The following is an 18,695-nucleotide window of genomic DNA, read 5'->3' as shown; positions in this document are numbered from 1 at the left end:
GGCGGCGGGCCTTGTCGAGATTGCCGTTGTCCGGCCAGCTGTTGAGCGGGGCGAAGCGCTGCCCACCCGAGGTGGAGCCGCCGCGGCCATCGCCGGTGCGATAGGTGCCGGCCGAGTGCCAGGCCATGCGGATGAAGAACGGGCCGTAATGGCCATAGTCGGCCGGCCACCAGGGCTGGCTGTCGGTCATCAATGCGGTGAGGTCCTTTTTCACCGCCCAATAATCGAGCTTCTGGAATTCCTCGCGGTAGTTGAACTCCATGCCGTACGGGTTGGGCGAGATGCCGCCCTGGGTCAGGATCTCCAGGCTCAGCTGTTCGGGCCACCAGTCGCGATTGGTCTGGCCGAGCAGCCGCCGCATCGCCGCGGGCTGCTTCTGGGGATCGTTGATTGGGCTCTTCTCGCTGATTGCGTCCATGGGGACTCTCCTGTCTGCCGTGGCGGAGAGTATAGCCCGGCCGTGTGACGGTACGGCAAGGGGGCAGGGAGATCGACGCGGTGAGTTAATGCGATCGGTGTGATCGACGAGGGCGATGGTAGGTCGTCACCCCGGCCCTGAGCCGGGGTGACGAAAAGTGGTTCAGCGGAAGCGGCCGTTCAGCTGGACGCCGATGATCCGCGGCTCGTTGTACACCGCCGCCATGTAGTTCTCGATCACACCCTTCAGGTTCTGCTCGTTGGTGATGTTGCGCGCGAAGGCGGCAACCTCATACTGGCCGTCGTCGCCGAAGGTGTAGCCCGCGCGCAGGCCCAGTTCGAAGTTGCCGTTCGCGTAGAACTCGCGCGTCCTGTACAGCACCAGGTTGGTATAGCCCTGGATGTTGAAGTCGCTGCTGACGAACAGCTTGCCCGTGTCGGTGACCGGGACGTCATAGCGGACCGCGGCGTCCAGCTGCCATTCGGGCGCGTTGGGCAGCGGGTTGCCGTCGATCTGCGCCAGCACCGCGGGCGCGCCGAAGATCGGGCGGACGATGGTGGGGTCCAGCACCGTGCAGGGGTTCGCCCCGCCTAGCGCGCAGACCTGGGCGTAGACGGCCTTGTCCTTGATCTCGGTATGCAGCGCGCTGCCGCCCAGCGAGAAGGTGATGTTGCGGATCGGCCGCCACTCCAGCTCCGCCTCGAAGCCATAGGCGTTGGCGTGATCCGCGTTGAACAGCACGCCGTTGCCGTTCGTGTCATTGCCGTTCAGCTGGATGTCGTCGACCCGGTAGGTGAAGGCGCTGGCGTTGAAGCGGACGTTGGAGAAGGGCTGCGATTTGAAGCCCGCCTCATAGGACATGATCGTCTCGCTGTCCGCGGTGGTGAACGCCGATCCGAACACCGCCGAGCGGCCCTGGATGGTCGGGCCGCGGAAGCCGCGCGCGATGCGGGCGTAGAGGCTGAGGTCCGGGTTCACCTCATACAGAGCGGAAGCGTCCCAGCTCGGCTCCTTGCCGGTCAGCTTCACGTTGCGCGGCGCGGTGGCCGGGAAGTTCACAGTGGTGCCGGTCATCGCCGGCTTCACCAGCCGGGTGCGCTTGCGATCCTCGGTATAGCGCGCGCCGCCGGTCAGCGTCAGCGCGCCGATCCGGTAGCTCGCCTGACCAAACACCGCCCAGCTGGTGTTGACGTTGTGCAGGCGGACCCAGTTGTCCGGGTTGTTGCTGTTCGGGTTGGTCGGCGAGAAGGGCGCGTCGAGGAAGTAGCGGCGCTGGTAGAAGTCGGTCACGTCGCGCTGGTCGAAGTAGAAGCCGCCGACCTGCCAGTTGAACGCACCCTCGCCGTCGGACGAGAGGCGCAGCTCCTGGGTCCACTGGTCGAGGTCGCGGACGTTGCCCTGGCTCTGGCCGTAGAAGGCGGGGCCGGCGTAGTTCAGCGCCGCGCCGCCATCGGTGTCGCCGCGGCTATAGCCCGAGGTGGTCTCATAAGCGGTGATCGAGGTGAGCGTGGCGAGGCCGAAATCCCACGCCGCGTTCACCGATCCGCCATAGGTGGTGTAGCCCTGCGGGTTGTTGTCCGCCTCGTCCAGCGCGATCCGGTCGCGCCGGTCGTTCAATGCGCTGTTCGATCCCTTGCGCAGCGCGCCGCGGTGAAAGACGGTCGAGGTGCCGTCATAGTCGCGGGCATGGCCGGAAACGTTGATCGACAGCGTGTCCGTTGGTGTGAACAGCAGCTGGAGGCGCACGTCGCGCTCCTCGAACCCGCCCAGCGCATCCTTGCCGCCGCGCGTGCCATCGAAGCTGGGGCCCGTGTAGGTGTTGTCGATCCAGTCGTCGCGGCGCTGGTACAGGCCCGACAGGCGGAAGGCGATCTTGTCCGCTACGATCGGCCCGCCGACGCCGGCGTCGACGCTGACCGTGTTGTATTCGCCGTAGGAGGCGCTGATCCGGCCCTGATAGTCCTGGCTGGGCTTGATCGAATCGAACTTGATGATGCCCGCGGTGGTGTTGCGGCCGAACAGCGAGCCCTGCGGCCCGCGCAGCACCTCGACCTGCGCGGTGTCGAACACCGGGTTCGACTTCAGCACCACATGCTCCAGCACCACGTCGTCCTGGATGATCGAGACGGGCTGCGAGGCGCCCAGGTAGAAGTCGATATTGCCCAGGCCGCGGATGTAGAAGCGCGGGAAGATGCGGCCCGTGGTCGTCTCGGCATAGAGGCCGGGCACGCGGCCGGCGAGCGACAGCAGGTCCTCGCCGCCCGACTGGAAGGTGCGCAGGTCGTCCCCGCCGACCACGCCGACCGAGACGGGGGTGCGTTGGAGGCTCTGCTCGCGCCGCTCGGCGGTGACGACGATGTCGCCCAGCCCCTCGCTCTCGGCCGCCACGTCCACCGACGCGTCCTGCGCCCGCGCCGCGCCCGCGCACAGCAGCGCCACCGAACCGACGCCCGCGAGCGCGGCGGCCTTGATCATCTCGAACTTCACCAGATGTCCCCTTGTCTGTACTGCGATCCGGGACAGCGGACGCGCTTGTCGCCGGCGCCACCCAACCGGCGGCGCAGCGCGCGCGTCATTCTGTGTCTGTCCCTCTCGCCCGCCCCGCTAGGCGCGGACTGTGATAGTCTGATGACACGGCTGTGGCACGGATGCCGCAAAGCAGCTGAGGGACGCCGCATTTCCCGCTGGCACTGCCGATCGTCGCCGCGTAGCGTCCGCCATAACAAAAGTCATGGAGAGCCGCGCCAATGATCATGCTGTGGGACCATCCCTTCTCGCCCTATGCGCAGAAGGTAAAGATCGCGCTGGTGGAGAAGGGGCTCGCCTTCGAGACCCGGATCCCGGGCGGCATCGGCGTGGGCGGGGCTGGGGGTGACTTTGTCGCCGCCAGCCCGCGCGCAGAGGTGCCCGCGTTGGTGGACGGTGACACGCAGGTCTTCGATTCGACGGTCATCCTCGAATATCTGGAGGACGCCTATCCCGATCCCGCGCTGCTCCCCGCCGGCGCCGCCGATCGCGCGCGGGTGCGCATGCTGGAGGATGTCGCCGACACCCAATATGAGGCGATCAACTGGGGCCTGACCGAGCTGTCCGCCTTCGGCCGCGGCCGCGACGGTCCCGCCGACGCCCTCCGCCAGCGCGCGCAGGATCAGGTGCGCGGCATGCACGCTTGGCTGGAGCGCGAGTTGGGCGGGCGCGAATGGTTCAACGGCGACGCCTTCGGCTGGGGCGACCTCTCGCTCGTTCCCTATGTCAACGGATCCGCGGGCCATGGCCTGCCACCCGCGCCGGGCAGCCGCCTCGCCGACTGGCTCGCCCGCGCCAACGCGCGCCCGTCGCTGCAGAAGGTGGCGGCGGACGTCGCGGCGGTGGCGCAGGCCGGCGGCATGGGCGCGGTGGCCGAATTGCTGGAGCAGGGCCTGTTCAAGCGCCAGTATCGCGACCATCGCCTCGAATGGATGATCAAGGCCGGCGGCATGGAGGTGGTCACCGACGGACTGGCTAAGGGCAACATCCGCTTCTCGCCCGATTTCGCGTGACAGGGGCGCCAGCAATGGACTTTGACGCCGTCATCCGCGGCCGCCGCAGCATCCGCGGCTATCTCCCGAAATCCGTGCCTCGCGCGCTGATCGAGGAGATCCTGACGCTCGCGATGCGAGCGCCCTCCTCGATGAACACCCAGCCGTGGAATTTCCACGTCATCACCGGCGCGCCGCTCGATCGCATCCGCGCGGGCAATACCGAACGGACGCTGGCCGGCGTGCCGCACTCGCGCGAGTTCCGCACCGGACAGCCCTTCGCCGGCGCGCATCGCGACCGGCAGGTCGGCGTCGCCAAGCAATTGTTCGGTGCGATGGGCATTGCGCGAGACGACGCCGCGCGGCGGCACGACTGGGTGCTGCGCGGCTTCCGCCAGTTCGACGCGCCGGTCTGCGTCATCATCACCTATGATCGCGTGTTGGACGGCAGCGACGACACGCCCTTCGATTGCGGCGCTGTCACCAACGCGCTGGTCAACGCCGCCTGGTCGCGCGGGCTGGGCGCGGTGATCAACAGCCAGGGCATCATGCAGTCGCCGGTGGTGCGCGAGCATGCCGGCATCCCCGACGACCAGGTGATCATGAAGGCGATCGCGCTCGGCTGGCCGGACGAGAGCTTCCCGGCCAATGCTGTGGTGTCCGAACGCAAGCCGCTCGAAGAAGCGGCGGTGTTCGTCGGGTTTGAATAAAGCGGCACTGCACAGCTACGGAGACAAGCGCATGGCCTTCGACGCCCTTATCGTCCACCGCACCGGCGACGGCCCGGCCGAACCCCGCATCGAGACGCTGGACGAGTCCGCGCTGATGCCCGGCACCGTTCTCGTCCGCGTCGAATGGTCGACGGTCAACTACAAGGACGGCCTTGCCGTCACCGGCGCCGCGCCGATCATTCAGCGCTTCCCGCTGATCGCCGGCATCGATTTCGCCGGCACGGTCGAGACTTCCGAAGACCCGCGCTTCCGGCCCGGCGACCGCGTCGTCGCCAACGGCTGGGGGCTCAGCCAGACTCACCATGGCGGCTATGCCGGGCGCGCGCGGGTCGAGGGCGACTGGCTGATTCCGCTGCCGGACACGATCTCCTCGCGCGATGCGATGGCGATCGGCACCGCCGGCTATACGGCGATGCTCTGCGTGCTGGCGCTGGAACATGGCGGCCTCGCGCCCGGCCGCGGCGACGTGCTCGTCACGGGCGCGAATGGCGGCGTCGGCTCGGTTGCGATCGCGCTGCTGGCAAAGCTGGGCTACCGTGTGATCGCCTCCACCGGTCGCACGGAGGAGGAGGCCTATCTGCGCCGCCTCGGCGCCGCCGAGATCATCGATCGCAATACCTTGGGCGTCGAGGGCAAGCCGATCGGCCGCGAACGCTGGGCAGGCGCCGTCGACACGGTGGGCAGTCGCACTCTCGCCAACGTTCTCGCGCAGACCGCCTATGACGGCGTGGTAGCCGCCTGCGGGCTGGCGCAGGGGGCGGACCTGCCCGCGAGCGTGCTGCCCTTCATCCTGCGCGGCGTCACGCTGGCTGGTATCGACTCGGTCAATGCCCCGCGCGAGCAGCGTGAACACGCCTGGCAACGCCTCGCACGCGACCTCGACCTCGCCACGCTGGCGAGCACGGTGACCGAGGTGGGGCTGGCCGATGTGCCCGATGTCGCGCGCGCGATCCTGCAAGGCAAGGTGCGCGGGCGCACGGTGGTCAACGTGGGCGGGTGACGAGAAGCAAGGCCGTGGTTTCTACTCCCGCGCGGGGCTTATCGGATCCGACCTCTGCGCCATCTCGTCGATCTGCACGTTAGCGCCATGCGCAATCCGCAGGCGGTCGCCGTCCGGCACCAGTATCAGGGTCATGCGGTCGCGGCTCGGCGGCACTTGCTCGCCGACCGGCGTGCGGAACGCGCCCACTGACCAGCGCACCACCGCCACCACCGCTCCGCCCGGCAGCGGCGTGACCGATTCGATCTCCTCCAGCCGCAGCGGCACGCCCTTGAACATGATCTCGAAGAACACGCGGTGCGCCCGGTCCACCGCCGTCTTGCCGCGCCAGTGCATGCCGACGATGTTCACCCAATGGACATCGCCAGTGTAGAGCGCTGCCATCGCATCCATGTCCGCGGCGTTCCAGGCAGCTGCATAGAGATTGACGACGTGTCGCACTTTGCCGGTCAGGTCATCCGGCGTTCGCGCCACCGCTTCACCGATCGTCATCGCCAGAGCTCCCGTCGCGCCAAGGACCAAGGCGTCTCGCCTGTGCATGGCCATTCTCCTACTGCCGGGAACCATTTGGCCAAGGTCGGGCGCCAATGCTTGAACGAAAGCGTCACCGGCCCTTCACCCATTCGGCGAAGAACGCCTTGGGCGGCCCGCCTGCCAGCGCGTGGCAGTCGCGGATGAAATGTGACTGGTCGGCATAGCCCGCCTCGTGGACCAGCGGCCCCCACGCGCTGCCGGGCGCGTTCGCTTTGGCGGTGAGTACCGCATTGAAGCGTATCGTGCGCTGGAACAGCTTGGGCTGGAGGCCGACCTGCGTTTCGAACCGCCGGGTGAACTGGCGATCGCTCAGCCCGGCGAAGCGGGCGAGCGCGTCGATGCGCAGCCGGCCGTGCGAGCGCTCGATCAGCGCGGCCAGCCGCGCCACCCGATCCACCGGACTGGCCTGCTCGGCCCGCGCCATGATCCACCGTTGCGCGGCTTCGGCGCGCTCCGGAAAGCTGCGGGCGCGCAGCACCGCCTCGCGCAGCCCCGAAGCGATCGGCCCCAGCACGTCCGCAGCGGCGACCCCCTCGTCCACCAGCTCGGTCATCGGCACCCCGAACAGCGCGTTGAACCCGCCTGGCTGGAAGCGGATGGTGAACACCTGGAGCGAGCCGGACAGGAACAGCCGGGTGCTGCGATAGCTCTGCGGGCCGACCACGACGAACTCGGGCGCGAACTCGGGTGGCGCATCGTCGTGCGAGACGCGGTACCGATCCTGAAGATAGAATTCGATGAACTGGTCGGGGCGGGCGGGCAGGGGGGCGGTGATCACACCTTCGCCGAGGGTCGCATGCCGCTCGGCGAAGGATCGCACGAACCGGCGGATGCGCGGATCGGCATGCTGGCGCAGGATCTCCAAGCCACCCTCCTCGCGTTCGACGCGCCGCGCCCGCTATTCCTCCGATTCGGGCCGGGGCGGGTGCAGCCGCACCCGGTGCACCCGGCGTTCGTCCGCCTCGGTGATCTCCAGCCGCCAGCCGCTCGGATGGTCGACGCAGTCGCCGGGCGCGGGGACATGGCCGGCGAGCACCGCTGCGAGGCCGCCGATGGTGTCGACGTCCACCTCCACCTCCTCCAGCCGCGGGTCCACCGCGCGTGCGGCTTCCTCCAGCGTCACCCGCGCGTCGAGATCCCATGCGCCGCCATCCAGCGGCACCAGCATGGCGACGGGGGCATCGTCATGCTCGTCCTCGATCTCGCCGACGATCTCCTCGACCAGGTCCTCGATCGTCACGAGACCCTCGGTGCCGCCATATTCGTCCACCACCACGGCCAGGTGGACGCGCTTGGCGCGCATGTCGGCGAGCAGGTCGAGCGCGCCGCGTGACATCGGCGTCCACAGCGGCTCGCGGATCAGCCCGGCCAGGCTGTCGGGGTGCGCCGCGCCGGTCGCCAGAATGTTGAACACGTCCTTGATGTGGACCATGCCGATGATGGTATCCAGCTTCTCGCGATAGACCGGCAGGCGGCTATGCCCGGCCTCCGCGAACAGCGCGACCAGTTCGGCGAAACTGGTGCCTTCCTCCACCGCCACGATGTCCGCGCGCGGAACGCCGACGTCGCCGGCATCGCGTTCGCCGAAATGCAGGAGGTTGCGGACCATCTGCCGTTCCAGCGGCGACAGGTCGCCTTTCACGTCGGGGGCGGGGTCGCCTTCGTGGCGATCGATCGCATCCTCGATGGCGTCGCGCAAAGTGTCCGCGCCGGGCCCGCCGAAGATCAGCGTGCGCAGCCCCTGCCAGATCGAATGGTCCCTGGCCTGAACTGTGGAATGGGAGTCGCCGTTGCCGGCGCTACTTCGGTCCTCTGCCATGGTTAGGGGTCAGTCCTCGCGGATTGCATAAGGGTCGGCGATGCCCAGGCCGGCGAGCGCCTCCCGCTCGATCGCTTCCATCGATTCGGCCTCGTCATCGTCCTGGTGATCGTAGCCGAGCAGATGGAGCATGCCATGGACGATCAGGTGCGTCGCATGGGTGTCCAGCGCTATGCCGCGCTCGGCCGCTTCCGCCGCGCACACATCGTGCGCCAGCACGATGTCGCCGAGCAGCAGCTCGCCGTCGTCCGAATTCTGGCTCACGGTTTCCAGCAGGTCCGGCTGGACCATGGGGAAGGACAGCACGTTGGTGGGCTTGTCCTTGCCGCGATAGCGGTTGTTGAGATCGCGCACCTCGGCATCGGCGGTCAGTCGGACGCTGACCTCGACGATGGCGGGGGTGGTCTCCAGCGCGCCCTGCGGCGTGCGGCGGATGGCCGCGCGCGCCGCATCGCGCGCCAGGGCCTCCCAGCTCCGTTCGGGCGCGGCCTGGTCCGGCCAGGGCTCCTCCCGGGTCAGCGCGATCTCCAGCATGGGGTTGCCATGCCAGAGGATCGCGCCGCCCGGAAGGGGCCTTGTCCGGCCCGACGTCCGGTCAGTTCGATCAGACCAGGGCGACGTGGTCCACGTTCATCCGGTTGAACTGATCGAATGCCACCGGCAGGTCGATCGGCGCAACGTCCGACGGGGCGAACGCCTCGGCGGGAACCGCCGGGGCGGGTGCGGGCGCTTCCAGCACGAAGTCGTCCTCGGTCAGCGGCGCATCGGCGGTGACCAGGAAGATCTCATCCGCGACGCTGTCGTGGTCGAGGTCGATCATCACGCGATAGCTGCCCGCGTTGCCGCCGGTCAGCGCCACCACGCGCAGCTCGTAGTCGCTGCCGCCGGCACCGGTGAACGCCGCGTCGCCGATGAAGGTCAGGCTCTGCGTCCCGTTCAGCGTCGCATCGGCGTCGATCTGCGACAGATCGATCGTGTCGCCTTCCGCGCTGCTGAAGTCGAGGATGCGGTCGCGGGTCTGGTCCGCCATGTCGTCGAAGGAGCGGAACACGAAGCTGTCCGCGCCCGCGCCGCCGCGCACCCGGTCCGCGCCCAGGCCGCCGGCCAGCCGGTCGTCACCCGCGCCGCCCTTCACCGTCTCCCCTGCCTGCGTGCCGGTGAAGCTGCTGCCGCCGCCCGCGACCGACAGGATGGCCACCGTGGCGGTGGTCGTGGTCATGTTGCCGAGGTTCAGCGTCGCGCCGTCGCGCACCTCGATCCGCTCGACGCCGACCAGCCCCTCGTCGGAGACACCGGCGACCCGGCCCGTCACGATCAGCCGGTCGAAGCCGTCACCGCCGTCGATCAGCGCCACGTTCTCGGAGACGAGGATCACGTCGTTGCCGCCCATGCCGCGCAGCGTATCGGCGCCGCCGCGCGCCGTCAGGCGATTGGCGTTGTCGTTGCCGATCAGCGTGTCCGCGGCGGCGGTGCCGTACAGGTTCTCGATGTCGATGAAGGTGTCGAGGCCCTCGCCGGTGTCCTGCTGGCCGGTTTCCATCAGCGAAACGGTGACGCCGGTCTCCGAGCGGAACACCGCGGTGTCGGTGCCCGCGCCGCCGTTGATCACGTCGTTGCCGGCGCCGCCCAGCAGATAGTCGTCGCCCTGGCCGCCCAGCAGCAGGTCGTTGCCGCCGAAGCCGTCGATCGTGTCGCTCGCTTCGGTGCCGGTCAGGCGCTCGGCCAGGTTGCGGAAGTTGAACGAGGCGAGGCTCGGGTCGTGATCCGAGGAGGCCGGGTTCACCGCGCCGGTGCGGTCGTTGTAGCCGGTGTTGATGTGCACCGCGTCATAGCTCGCCACGCCCGCCAGGATCTGGTCGGTGAGCAGCGAATCCAGCGCCTGGCTCCGCCCGTCGAAGTCGTAGGAGAAGCGCTCGCCCGGGGCGAGTTCCTGCACCATCAGGTTGACGTACTTGGTACCGGTTCCGGCGGTGCCCTCCGGCGTCGCATAGCCGGTCAGCACCTCCAGCGGGCGATTGTACCAGAACTCGTTGAAGTCGCCGCCCGAAATCACCAGGCCGCCCGACGACGTCGCCAGCGACTGCATCGCGTGCAGGTCCTCGGCCAGTTCGTTGCGCAGCGCCCAGTCGCCGTTGGCGGGCTGGCCGGCGGCGCCGTTCTGGTTGATCGTGTACGGATCCCCCGAGCCGCCCTTCGAGGGCAGGTGGCTGCCGAAGACATAGACCGTCTGGCCGGCATAGGTGAACTCGCCGACGATCGAACGGCGCGTGCCCGCCCAGTCGCTGGTGTCGATGCCGCTCACTTGGCTGTCGTCGATGGCGATCTGGTCGCCCGCGTCGCGCACGCCGTCACCGACCCGGTCGGTGTACTCGCGGCGCTCGTCGAGCGTCGCGTCGGCGGCGAGATCGCCGAGCTGGACGCGCGCGGTGTCGTAGAGGAAGCCGGTACGGATGTTGCCGCCAGGCGCGCCGCCCACGTCATTGGCGGTGGTCGGCGCCTCGTCGACCCACTGGTAGGTCTTGCCGGTGGCGGCGTTCACCGCGGCGACCAGCTGCTCCCAGGTCTCGGACGCGTCGGTGCCGCCGGTGCTGGTGACGCCATTGTTGTCCTGGATTTCCTCGACGATGATGATGTCGGGCGACTTCAGGTTGTCGGCAATGTGGTTCGCCAGCTTGGTGTACTTCTCCGCGGTCGTGATCTCGACGCCGTTGTTGGTGGAGAAGGTGGTGCCCACCGGCGAGAGGTTCTCGACATTGAAGGTCGCCACCCGCAGCGAGCGATCGTCGCCCACCAGCTGCGTGACTTCCTGGATCGGGGTGGTGGAGGCGAGGTCGGCGACCTTGTCGGCGTCCAGCGCGTCGGTGACGTAGAACTTGGTCACGCCGAAGTCGAAGTCGATCACGCCCGACACGTCGCCCAGCTGGTCGCCCATGGTCAGGTCCTGGTCGAACCCGCTGGTGCCGCCGCGACCGACGTTGCCGAAGTCCAGCTCGATGATGTCGCCGCGGATCGCGCCGTCGGTGGAGGTCGCGCCGCCGAACTTCACGTCGTCGTTGGGATCGGCGGTGTTCTCGTCCGGGTAGAACTGCGCATCGCCATAAGCGGTGTAGCCGCCGCGCGAGTTGATGAAATCCGCGTCCGCGTTGTCGGCCGAATAGGCGTTGAAGTAGACGAAGTTGTCGCTGCCGCCGACGAAGCCGTCACCCACCACCATGTTGGTCATGGTGACCCGCATGCCCTCGACCGTCTCGTAGAAGTCGAGCGCGTCGTTCTGCGGGTCGAAGGTGCCGCTGCTGCCGTCCGAGTCGCGGAAATCCGGGTTGTCGTCGCTGATGATCGAGGTCGGGATCGAGTGGCCCGGGGTGCCGTCGATCACGAAGGTCGGCAGGCTGTTGGTGTCATTGCCCTGGATGATCGAGGTGGCGTTGACCAGGATGGTGCGGTTCAGGTTGGAGAAGTCCTGGCGCTCCATCACGTTGGCGGTGACGGTGACCGTCTCGCCCACGGTCAGGCCGGCGGGCACGCCATTGGTCTGAACGAAAATGCCCTCGGAGGTCAGAGCGCTGCCGTCCCAATCGACCGTTTCTTCGGTGATGTAGAAGCCGGTCTGGCCCGACCCGGCGAAGCTGTCGATCGCAGTGACGATCGCGCGCACGGTGACCTGGGTGGTCGAGGCCTGGTTGAAGGCGGTGATGCCCTCGGCCGCCAGCACCGGGCTGTAGAAGGCCGCGCCCTGGATGTCGTGGATGCGGCTGAGCGGGATGTCGTCGGTGAGGATCGTGCCGGTGGCGGTGCCGCCGACGATCTCCGCCTCGCCGCTGGTCGCGACAAGGTTGTCGAGCGACAGCGAGAAGGTCTCGTTCGGTTCGATCACGGTATCGCCGTTGATCGTGACCGAGATGGTCTGGGTCGCCTCGCCATTGGCTTCGAAGGTCAGCGTGCCGGAGGCGCGCGCATAGTCGCTACCCTGGGTGGCGGTGCCATCCGCCGTGTCATAATCGACGGTGAAGGCGCCGGTGGTGTTCGAGCGGGTGACGGTGAAGGTCAGGATGGTGCTGCCGTCGTCGCCCTCGACCACCGAGGCGTCGCCGATCGTCACCTGCGCCGGGCCGCCGGGCTCACCCACGGTGAAGCTGCCGCCCGTATAGCTGGCGGCGGTGTCCTCGCTGAACGACCAGTTGAGCGGATTGGCGATGTTCTCGCGGATCTGCTCGGCGGTGCCGGTGGTCGGGCCGGTGTAGACGCCGTTGTCGGCGCCGAACGCCAGCGCGGTCTCGCCGAAGGTCAGGCCCGGCGCGACGGCCGAGGTGTTGCTGCTGGTGGCGCTGCCGGCATAGCTGGTGTTGCCGTCGGCATAGTCGATCTGGAACAGGAACTGGCTGGCGGTGGTGGCGGTGCCGATCCAGGCGGTGACCTGGTCGCCGCTGCCGCTGCCGTCATAGCTGCCCGAGACGTTGGTGAAGTTCGCGCGCGAGAAGACGGAGCCGATCGCCGCATCGGCGGGGATGGTGAAGCTCAGCGTCCCTTCGTTGGGGCGGAACGTGCCGTCCGCGTTCACGCCATTGTCCGAGATGTAGATTGTCTGTCCGCGCAGCGACTCATCGAGCAGCACGAACGAGAAAGGGTCGGCGGGGCCCGACGAGCCATCGGCACCGAACGCGATCAGGGCAATCGAACCAGCAGAAGCCATGTGTGTTTCCTCTCGCTGCGATCGGCGCAGAAGGTCGCCCGCGGCAGGTAACCGCGGTTCCGCCGGGCCGAGCGTAACCGTTTTGCATCCACCTCCGTCCCGCCCGATCGGGCGGCAAGGCGTGAATCATCGTCAAGACGGGCTGCGGCTAGAGATGGTTTATGACGGCGCAACGACGTGTCCGCGGCCGGAGTGTTACAGCCGATGTCCGGACGCTCCAGCGCGGCTATCCGACCGCCCCTTGCTCGTGGAAGAGGTGGGCGCCGCCATCCCCCCGAATGGCAGCGCCCCGCGGGACGGGCGCTCGACGGGCCTGGCCGACGCCACGACTATCCCCCCGCGTTGCGGGGCCCATAGCCGAGCCGACGCGAACGCAAAGCGAACCACTCCCCATTTCGGGCCAGCGGCCACCGATGGACACACTTTTATGTCGTCAGGCGCGGATAAGATCGCCAAGCATGCGATCGAACTGGATCAGGATGTGGCGATTGTTGCGTTGGTGCGGCTCGCTGGCGAGCACCTCCGCCGGGACGATCGCCCCGCCGTCCACCATCACGATCATGCCGCGCTCCATCAGCGCGACCGACTGGCGCCGCACGGTTTCCCACGGCAGGTCCAGGGCTCGGGCAAGCGCTCGCAACGGCATCGGCCGCCGCTCCGCATCCTCCGGCATCCGATCGGCAGCGCCGGGCGGCAGATGCCGCACGTTGGCAGCGACGATCGCCACGCACAGCGTTCCGGCGATCATGCTGCCGTAGTAAGGCACGAAATCCGCCATGATCCGCACCGCAAAGTCGAGCAGGGCGCGGGCCTGGACGCGCCTTCCCTTTTCCGCCACCCCGGCGTCGAGAGCGGCGATCGCCATGCGATGACCCTCCGCGGCGAGCGAGCGGAGCGCTTCGCCGAAGGCGGCGGCGTCGCTTGCCGCCACCTCCGCTGCCGTCGCGCGCGGCAGGGCGTCTGGCGGCACCGCCGCGCCCCCCGGATCGATCGTCACCAGACCCAGCGATCGCAGGTGCGCGATCCTGCGCCGGACCGTTTCATAGGGCAGGTGCATCGACTGGGAGACCGCCATCAGGCTGATCGGCCGCCGCGCCGGCGGCGGTTCGCCCAGGGGCTGGCGCGCAACGGGAAGATGCGCCAGATTGGCGCTCAGGACCACCTGGAACAGCAGGCAGTCGAGACGATCGGTGCCGCTGGCCGCTTGCCAGCGCGCTCCGCGCGCCAGCATCAGCTCGCTGACCTCGCGCGCGACCAGGCGCACGGCACCGTCGTCCGCCGGGGGCAGCGGCATTGGCAGAGGACCTGGTAGGCTGTGTTGCGACACCGCCCGCCCTCATAGGGCGTCAGGCGGAGCCCTCATAGGCCTCGACGATACGCCCCACGATGGGATGGCGCACCACGTCGGCCGCGGTGAAGCGGCACATCGAGATGCCGTCGATCCCCTCCAGCCGGTAGGTCGCATCGGCCAGGCCGGAGGAGGCGACTCCGCCGGGCAGGTCGGTCTGGTTCGGGTCACCGCAGATCACCATGCGGCTGTTCTGGCCGAAGCGGGTCAGGAACATCTTCATTTGCGCGGGCGTGGTGTTCTGCGCCTCGTCCAGGATCACAAAGGCGTCGGCCAGGGTGCGGCCGCGCATGAAGGCGATCGGCGCGATCTCGATCTCGCCGGAGGCGATGCGCCGCTCCACCTGCTCGGGCGGCATGCAGTCGTTGAGCGCGTCGTAGAGCGGCCGGAGATAGGGATCGACCTTCTCCTTCATGTCGCCGGGCAGGAAGCCCAACCGTTCGCCCGCCTCCACCGCGGGCCGCGACAGGATCAACCGCTGCACCGATCCCGCGATCAGCTGAGACACCGCCTGCGCGACGGCGATATAGGTCTTGCCGGTGCCCGCCGGCCCCAGCGCGAAGATCATGTCATGCGTGGTCAGCTCGCGCATGTAGTGCGCCTGCGCAGGGGTGCGCGGGACGATGGTCTTGCGCCGGGTGCGGATCATCACCGTGGGCGGCTCGGCGCCCGCGCGGATGATGCCGTCCAGCGTGGGTTCGGCCTGCATCGCGATGGCAGCGTCGACCAGCCCGGTATCGATCTCCTCGCCGCGCTGGAGCCGCTGGTAGAGGTCCGCCATCACGTCACGGGCGAGCGCGACCTGCTCGGCGGTGCCTTCCAGCCCGATACGATTGCCGCGCGCGGTGATGTAGACGCCCAGCCTGTTCTCCAGTGCGACCAGGTTCTGGTCATATTGCCCGAACAGCTGGGCCAGCAATTGCGGACGATCGAAGGTGATCTCGATCCGACTGCGATCTCCCGCCTGGGCGGGCACGGGCTTTCGGGACATCCGGTCCTTTCGGGGCTGTGGTTCCACAACGGATCATGGGGTGTCTGCCCGTTCAAGGAAAGCGGCGTCCTCAAGAAAAAGGCCGGGCGGTGTTGCCACCGCCCGGCCCGATCAGAGATGAACCGCGATCAGACGAGCGCGACGTCGATCGGCTCGAAGCGCGCGCCCGCCAGAAGCGCGCCGTGGTCATGGTCGTGGCCGGGCTCCTCGAACTCGACCCGCTGCAGGAAGCCCTCGGTGTTCTCGCGAGTCGGCGTGCCATAAGCCTCGGCCCAGCCCTCGACGCGGGCCGCCATGTTGCCGCCGAACTGGCCCGGCGCATCCTGCACCGCATCATTCGACTGCGCCTGGGCGATCTGCGCCTTGGTCGCTGCGTCGACCTCCTCGATGGTGTCGGCGATCGAGGCGAGCTTGTCCGCGCCCTTCGCAGCGGCTTCGCTGCCCACGGCGGCGTAGTAGAAGAAGCCATCCTGGCGACCGACCAGGGTGAGTTCGGTCGGTGCCGCGCCACGGAAGGTCACCGAGTCGCCGTCCGACGCGTCGAGCACCAGCGTCTTCCCGGTAACCGTGACGATGCCGTCCTCATCCGCCGTCAGCGCCTTCTGCACCGCAATCAGGTCGTCGCTGCGGAAGTTGACGATCGTGTCCTTGCCGGAGATGACGCGGTTGCGGAACACGTAGGTGTCCGCACCGCCGCGACCGTTCAGCACATCGTCGCCGCGCAGACCATCCAGCACGTTGTCGCCTGCCGCGCCCAAGATCGTATCGCTGAACCGCGAGCCGATCGCGCCTTCGATGCTGAACAGCGAGTCGCCTGCCGCACCATTGGGTGCATCTGCGGTCCCTTCGGCGACTACGCCGGTCTTGAGCGAGATGTGCACTGCGCTCTCGGCGGTCTCGTAGCTGACCGTGTCCATCCCGCGACCGCCACGGACCACGTTGGCGAGGTCGTTGACGATGATCTTGTCGTCGCCGCGGCCGGTGGTGGCGTTCTCGATCGTCGCGCCATAAGCGATCGAGATATTGTCCTTGAACTGCGGGTTGGTGATGCCCAGCCGCTCGATCAGGTCCTGATAATAGTCGAAGGTTGCCTGGGTGCGCGCCGCGAAGCCGAGCTTCTCGCGCGCCGCGTTGACCTCCTCAAGCGTGTAGAAGCGGTCGGCGCCGCCGGCCGAGGAGAAGGCGCCCTCGTTCAGGTTGATTACCGAGTCGGTCTTGAAGCCGGACACGTCGAGCGTGTCGTTGCCGTCCGCATCCCAGATCGAGATCACCGGGCGCGTGTTGGCGGTGAAGTCGTAGGCGGTGCCTTCCAGCGTCGAGTTGAAGCCGTAAGTGTCGTCGCCGGTGCGGGTCTCCAGGTTCACGCCGTAGATCGCCTGGATCGCGGCGATGTCGTGCACCATCGGCGTCGCCGGATAGGCGAAGTTGAGCAGCTCGAAATCGACGAACTGCGCGCCGGTCTCATAGCCGTCGAAGTAGCTCATGATCGAATATTGGAGCGAATCCTGCGCGAAGAACGCGTCGCCCTCGTAGGTGATCGGATCCGGCACGCCGTCGCCGTCATTGTCGTCCGTGGCGTTGTAGTCGCCCGGATGGCTGAGGCCGAGTGCGTGACCCGTCTCGTGGATCATCGTGGTGGTGGCATAATAGCTGTCGGTCAGCGGGAAGAAGTTGGATGCGACATAGCCGTCGATCCAGACGTCGCCGCCAAGCCGGCCCGTCTCGTTGAAGCCGTAGATCTCGTAATAGGCCTCGTCGTCGATGTCGCCGAACGGCAGATAGGCATAGGCCTGCGCGCCGCCGGTATAGGTATTGGCATAGGTGAGGTCGGCGTCGCCCGACTTGGTCTCGCGGAAATCGATGTCGACCAGGTCGCCCCACAGGCTGATCGCCTTGCGCGCCACATCCTGCTGCGCGGCGTTGAACGGCGAGAAATCTCCACCGTAATAGGCTTCGTTGAAGGCGATCGTGCCGGTCTCGTTGACGTAATAGCTGTTGTTCAGCTCCTGGAGGTTGAGCCAGAAGCCGAAGTTCAGGACGCCGTCGTCCAGTTCGCCGTAGTTGTTGGTGTACCAGTCGTATCCGGAACGGTTCAAGTTCTCGGCGATGGTCTCGACGTCCCAGATCGGCTTGTCGCGATAGGTGCCGCCGGCATTGGGATCGAGCGAGGCGTCCTCGGCTCCCGGTTGGGTCAGGCTCATGTCAGATAACCCCTTCGAAAGGCGCCGCACGAGGGTGCAGCGCACGTTTGACGGGCCGATGCAGACACGCGCAGCCAGCCGCCATCGAACACCCGCACACGCGAGCGAAGGGGTCGATGAGGAAGGTCAGTTGAGCAATATCCGCAATCAGCCTGCGACGTCTGGGCAAGGATCAGTGCCCCCGCCTCTTTGTCGTGGTAGCAACCTTTCACGCGGTCCCATCCGCGTCAACCGGGAATTACGTACGAATGTTACCAGTTTCCGGCGCTATGCCGCGCGGGCGGCTCGCTCGGTCGCGATCCCCGAAACGGAGTTCGGGCCGGCGCCGACAATCCGTACTTCCATCAGGGTGCCGACGGGCACGTCGTCTTCAAAATGGACCGATTGGAGCCATGGCGACTTGCCAAGCAGCTGGCCGGGCAGCTTTCCCCGCCGCTCTACGAGTACCGTGCAGGTCCGACCCACCGTAGCTTGGTTGAACGCGACCTGGTCGCGCCCGAGCGCCGCCTGGAGCCGGGCAAGGCGATCGTCCATCACCTCGGGCGCGACCTGGTCCGCCATGGTCGCGGCGGGGGTTCCGGGCCGCGGCGAGTATTTGAAGCTGAACGCCTGAGAGTAGCCGACCGCATCGACCAGGCTCAGCGTTTCGGCGAACTCCGCCTCCGTCTCGCCGGGGAAGCCGACGATGAAGTCGCCCGACAGTGCGATGTCTGGCCGTGCCGCGCGGATACGATCCAGCAGCCGTAGATAGCCGTCGCGCGTGTGCGAGCGGTTCATCGCCTTCAGCACCCGGTCGCTGCCCGCCTGTACCGGCAGATGGAGGAACGGCATCAGGCTCTCGACATCGCGGTGCGCGTCGATCAGCCCCTGTGCCATGTCGTTCGGATGGCTGGTGGTGTAGCGGATGCGGGCCAGGCCGGGCACCCGGTCGAGCGCACGGATCAGGTCGTGCAGGCCTTGGTCACCGTCTGTCCAGGCGTTGACGTTCTGGCCGAGCAAGGTGATCTCGCGCGCACCCGCATCGACCAGCGCCTTCGCCTCGTCGACGATCGCGGCGAACGGCCGGCTGATCTCCGCGCCGCGGGTGTAGGGCACGACGCAATAGGTGCAGAACTTGTCGCAGCCTTCCTGCACGGTCAGGAAGGCGGACGGACCCACCCGCTTGCGCCCGGGCAAGGCGGCGAACTTCGAGCTTGCCGGCATGTCGAGCTCGATGGCGGACCTGCCCTCCGCCGCGTCGGCGACCAGCTTCGGCAGCGTGTGATAGGCCTGCGGCCCCACCACCACGTCCACCTTGGCGCGCGCCACGATCGCCGCCCCCTCGGCCTGGGCGACGCAGCCGGCCACCGCCACCATCGGTTTTGCCCGCCCGGCCTCGACGGCGCTCTTCCGCAGCCGGCCGATGTCCGAATAGACCTTCTCGGTGGCCTTTTCGCGGATATGGC

General features: G+C 67.8%; 13 protein-coding genes and 1 pseudogene. 3 read left to right on the top strand and 11 right to left on the bottom strand.

Annotated features, from left to right (window positions below; all coding sequences use genetic code 11):
• Both ACFDTH_RS13055 and ACFDTH_RS13050 read right to left on the bottom strand, forming a co-directional pair.
• A pseudogene (locus ACFDTH_RS13055) lies at positions 1-418 on the bottom strand (catalase-peroxidase); the annotation flags it as partial.
• 162 nt (positions 419-580) lie between these two features.
• Entirely contained in the window at positions 581-2,893 is a 2,313-nt protein-coding gene (locus tag ACFDTH_RS13050) for a TonB-dependent receptor (RefSeq protein ID WP_375287973.1), read from the bottom strand.
• Positions 2,894-3,165: 272 nt separating this feature from the next.
• On the opposite strand from ACFDTH_RS13050, the gene ACFDTH_RS13045 reads away from it, so the two are divergent.
• Genes ACFDTH_RS13045 through ACFDTH_RS13035 form a run of 3 tightly spaced genes read left to right on the top strand, consistent with a single transcriptional unit; the run spans position 3,166 to position 5,667 of the window.
• Complete coding sequence (locus ACFDTH_RS13045) at positions 3,166-3,957, top strand: glutathione S-transferase family protein (protein ID WP_375287972.1); 792 nt, start codon at positions 3,166-3,168, stop codon at positions 3,955-3,957.
• Between the two features lie 14 nt (positions 3,958-3,971).
• The gene (locus tag ACFDTH_RS13040; protein ID WP_375287971.1) at positions 3,972-4,646 is read left to right on the top strand and encodes a nitroreductase; all 675 of its coding nucleotides are present in this window, start codon (positions 3,972-3,974) and stop codon (positions 4,644-4,646) included.
• Between the two features lie 31 nt (positions 4,647-4,677).
• Positions 4,678-5,667: an MDR family oxidoreductase gene (locus tag ACFDTH_RS13035; protein WP_375287970.1), complete on the top strand. Its 990-nt coding sequence runs from the start codon at positions 4,678-4,680 to the stop codon at positions 5,665-5,667.
• 21 nt (positions 5,668-5,688) lie between these two features.
• Here ACFDTH_RS13035 and ACFDTH_RS13030 read toward each other — a convergent pair whose 3' ends face one another.
• The 9 genes from ACFDTH_RS13030 to miaB all read right to left on the bottom strand — a co-directional run.
• Complete coding sequence (locus tag ACFDTH_RS13030) at positions 5,689-6,207, bottom strand: SgcJ/EcaC family oxidoreductase (protein ID WP_375287969.1); 519 nt, start codon at positions 6,205-6,207, stop codon at positions 5,689-5,691.
• A gap of 64 nt (positions 6,208-6,271) precedes the next feature.
• On the bottom strand, positions 6,272-7,066 hold the full coding sequence (locus ACFDTH_RS13025; RefSeq protein ID WP_375287968.1) for a helix-turn-helix domain-containing protein: 795 nt from the start codon (positions 7,064-7,066) through the stop codon (positions 6,272-6,274).
• Between the two features lie 33 nt (positions 7,067-7,099).
• Positions 7,100-8,020 carry a hemolysin family protein gene (locus tag ACFDTH_RS13020; RefSeq protein WP_375287967.1) on the bottom strand — a complete coding sequence of 307 codons (921 nt, stop codon included), beginning with the start codon at positions 8,018-8,020 and terminating at the stop codon, positions 7,100-7,102.
• A gap of 9 nt (positions 8,021-8,029) precedes the next feature.
• Positions 8,030-8,554, bottom strand: coding sequence for an rRNA maturation RNase YbeY (gene ybeY, locus ACFDTH_RS13015; protein WP_375287966.1), 525 nt, complete (start codon positions 8,552-8,554; stop codon positions 8,030-8,032).
• A gap of 70 nt (positions 8,555-8,624) precedes the next feature.
• A complete protein-coding gene (locus tag ACFDTH_RS13010; RefSeq protein WP_375287965.1) occupies positions 8,625-12,710 on the bottom strand; it encodes a Calx-beta domain-containing protein in 4,086 nt (1,361 codons plus the stop codon).
• 433 nt (positions 12,711-13,143) lie between these two features.
• Positions 13,144-14,004 (bottom strand): hypothetical protein, encoded by an 861-nt coding sequence (locus ACFDTH_RS13005; RefSeq protein ID WP_375287964.1) that lies wholly within the window; start codon positions 14,002-14,004, stop codon positions 13,144-13,146.
• A 52-nt stretch (positions 14,005-14,056) separates the two neighbouring features.
• Positions 14,057-15,049, bottom strand: a complete 993-nt coding sequence (locus ACFDTH_RS13000; protein ID WP_375287963.1) for a PhoH family protein — start codon at positions 15,047-15,049, stop codon at positions 14,057-14,059.
• Positions 15,050-15,177: 128 nt separating this feature from the next.
• Positions 15,178-17,250, bottom strand: coding sequence for a M10 family metallopeptidase C-terminal domain-containing protein (locus ACFDTH_RS12995; RefSeq protein ID WP_375287962.1), 2,073 nt, complete (start codon positions 17,248-17,250; stop codon positions 15,178-15,180).
• Positions 17,251-17,517: 267 nt separating this feature from the next.
• Positions 17,518-18,695: tRNA (N6-isopentenyl adenosine(37)-C2)-methylthiotransferase MiaB (miaB, locus tag ACFDTH_RS12990; protein ID WP_375287960.1), on the bottom strand; the 1,178-nt coding region annotated here is incomplete at its 5' end.

The sequence above is a fragment of the Sphingomonas sp. genome (genome assembly GCF_042096255.1).
Classification (GTDB): Bacteria; Pseudomonadota; Alphaproteobacteria; order Sphingomonadales; family Sphingomonadaceae; genus Sphingomonas.
The sequence above is the reverse complement of the archived record's forward strand: the minus strand, read 5'-3'. Positions and strand labels throughout refer to the sequence as shown.

Excerpts from the sequence above, each read along its gene's own strand:
- ACFDTH_RS13040 (WP_375287971.1), top strand. The coding sequence starts at position 3,972 with ATGGACTTTGACGCCGTCATCCGCGGCCGCCGCAGCATCCGCGGCTAT.
- ACFDTH_RS12995 (WP_375287962.1), bottom strand. The coding sequence starts at position 17,250 with ATGAGCCTGACCCAACCGGGAGCCGAGGACGCCTCGCTCGATCCCAAT.
- ACFDTH_RS13020 (WP_375287967.1), bottom strand. The coding sequence starts at position 8,020 with ATGGCAGAGGACCGAAGTAGCGCCGGCAACGGCGACTCCCATTCCACA.
- ACFDTH_RS13030 (WP_375287969.1), bottom strand. The coding sequence starts at position 6,207 with ATGCACAGGCGAGACGCCTTGGTCCTTGGCGCGACGGGAGCTCTGGCG.
- ACFDTH_RS13005 (WP_375287964.1), bottom strand. The coding sequence starts at position 14,004 with ATGCCGCTGCCCCCGGCGGACGACGGTGCCGTGCGCCTGGTCGCGCGC.
- ybeY (WP_375287966.1), bottom strand. The coding sequence starts at position 8,554 with ATGCTGGAGATCGCGCTGACCCGGGAGGAGCCCTGGCCGGACCAGGCC.
- ACFDTH_RS13045 (WP_375287972.1), top strand. The coding sequence starts at position 3,166 with ATGATCATGCTGTGGGACCATCCCTTCTCGCCCTATGCGCAGAAGGTA.
- ACFDTH_RS13050 (WP_375287973.1), bottom strand. The coding sequence starts at position 2,893 with ATGATCAAGGCCGCCGCGCTCGCGGGCGTCGGTTCGGTGGCGCTGCTG.
- ACFDTH_RS13035 (WP_375287970.1), top strand. The coding sequence starts at position 4,678 with ATGGCCTTCGACGCCCTTATCGTCCACCGCACCGGCGACGGCCCGGCC.
- ACFDTH_RS13010 (WP_375287965.1), bottom strand. The coding sequence starts at position 12,710 with ATGGCTTCTGCTGGTTCGATTGCCCTGATCGCGTTCGGTGCCGATGGC.
- ACFDTH_RS13000 (WP_375287963.1), bottom strand. The coding sequence starts at position 15,049 with ATGTCCCGAAAGCCCGTGCCCGCCCAGGCGGGAGATCGCAGTCGGATC.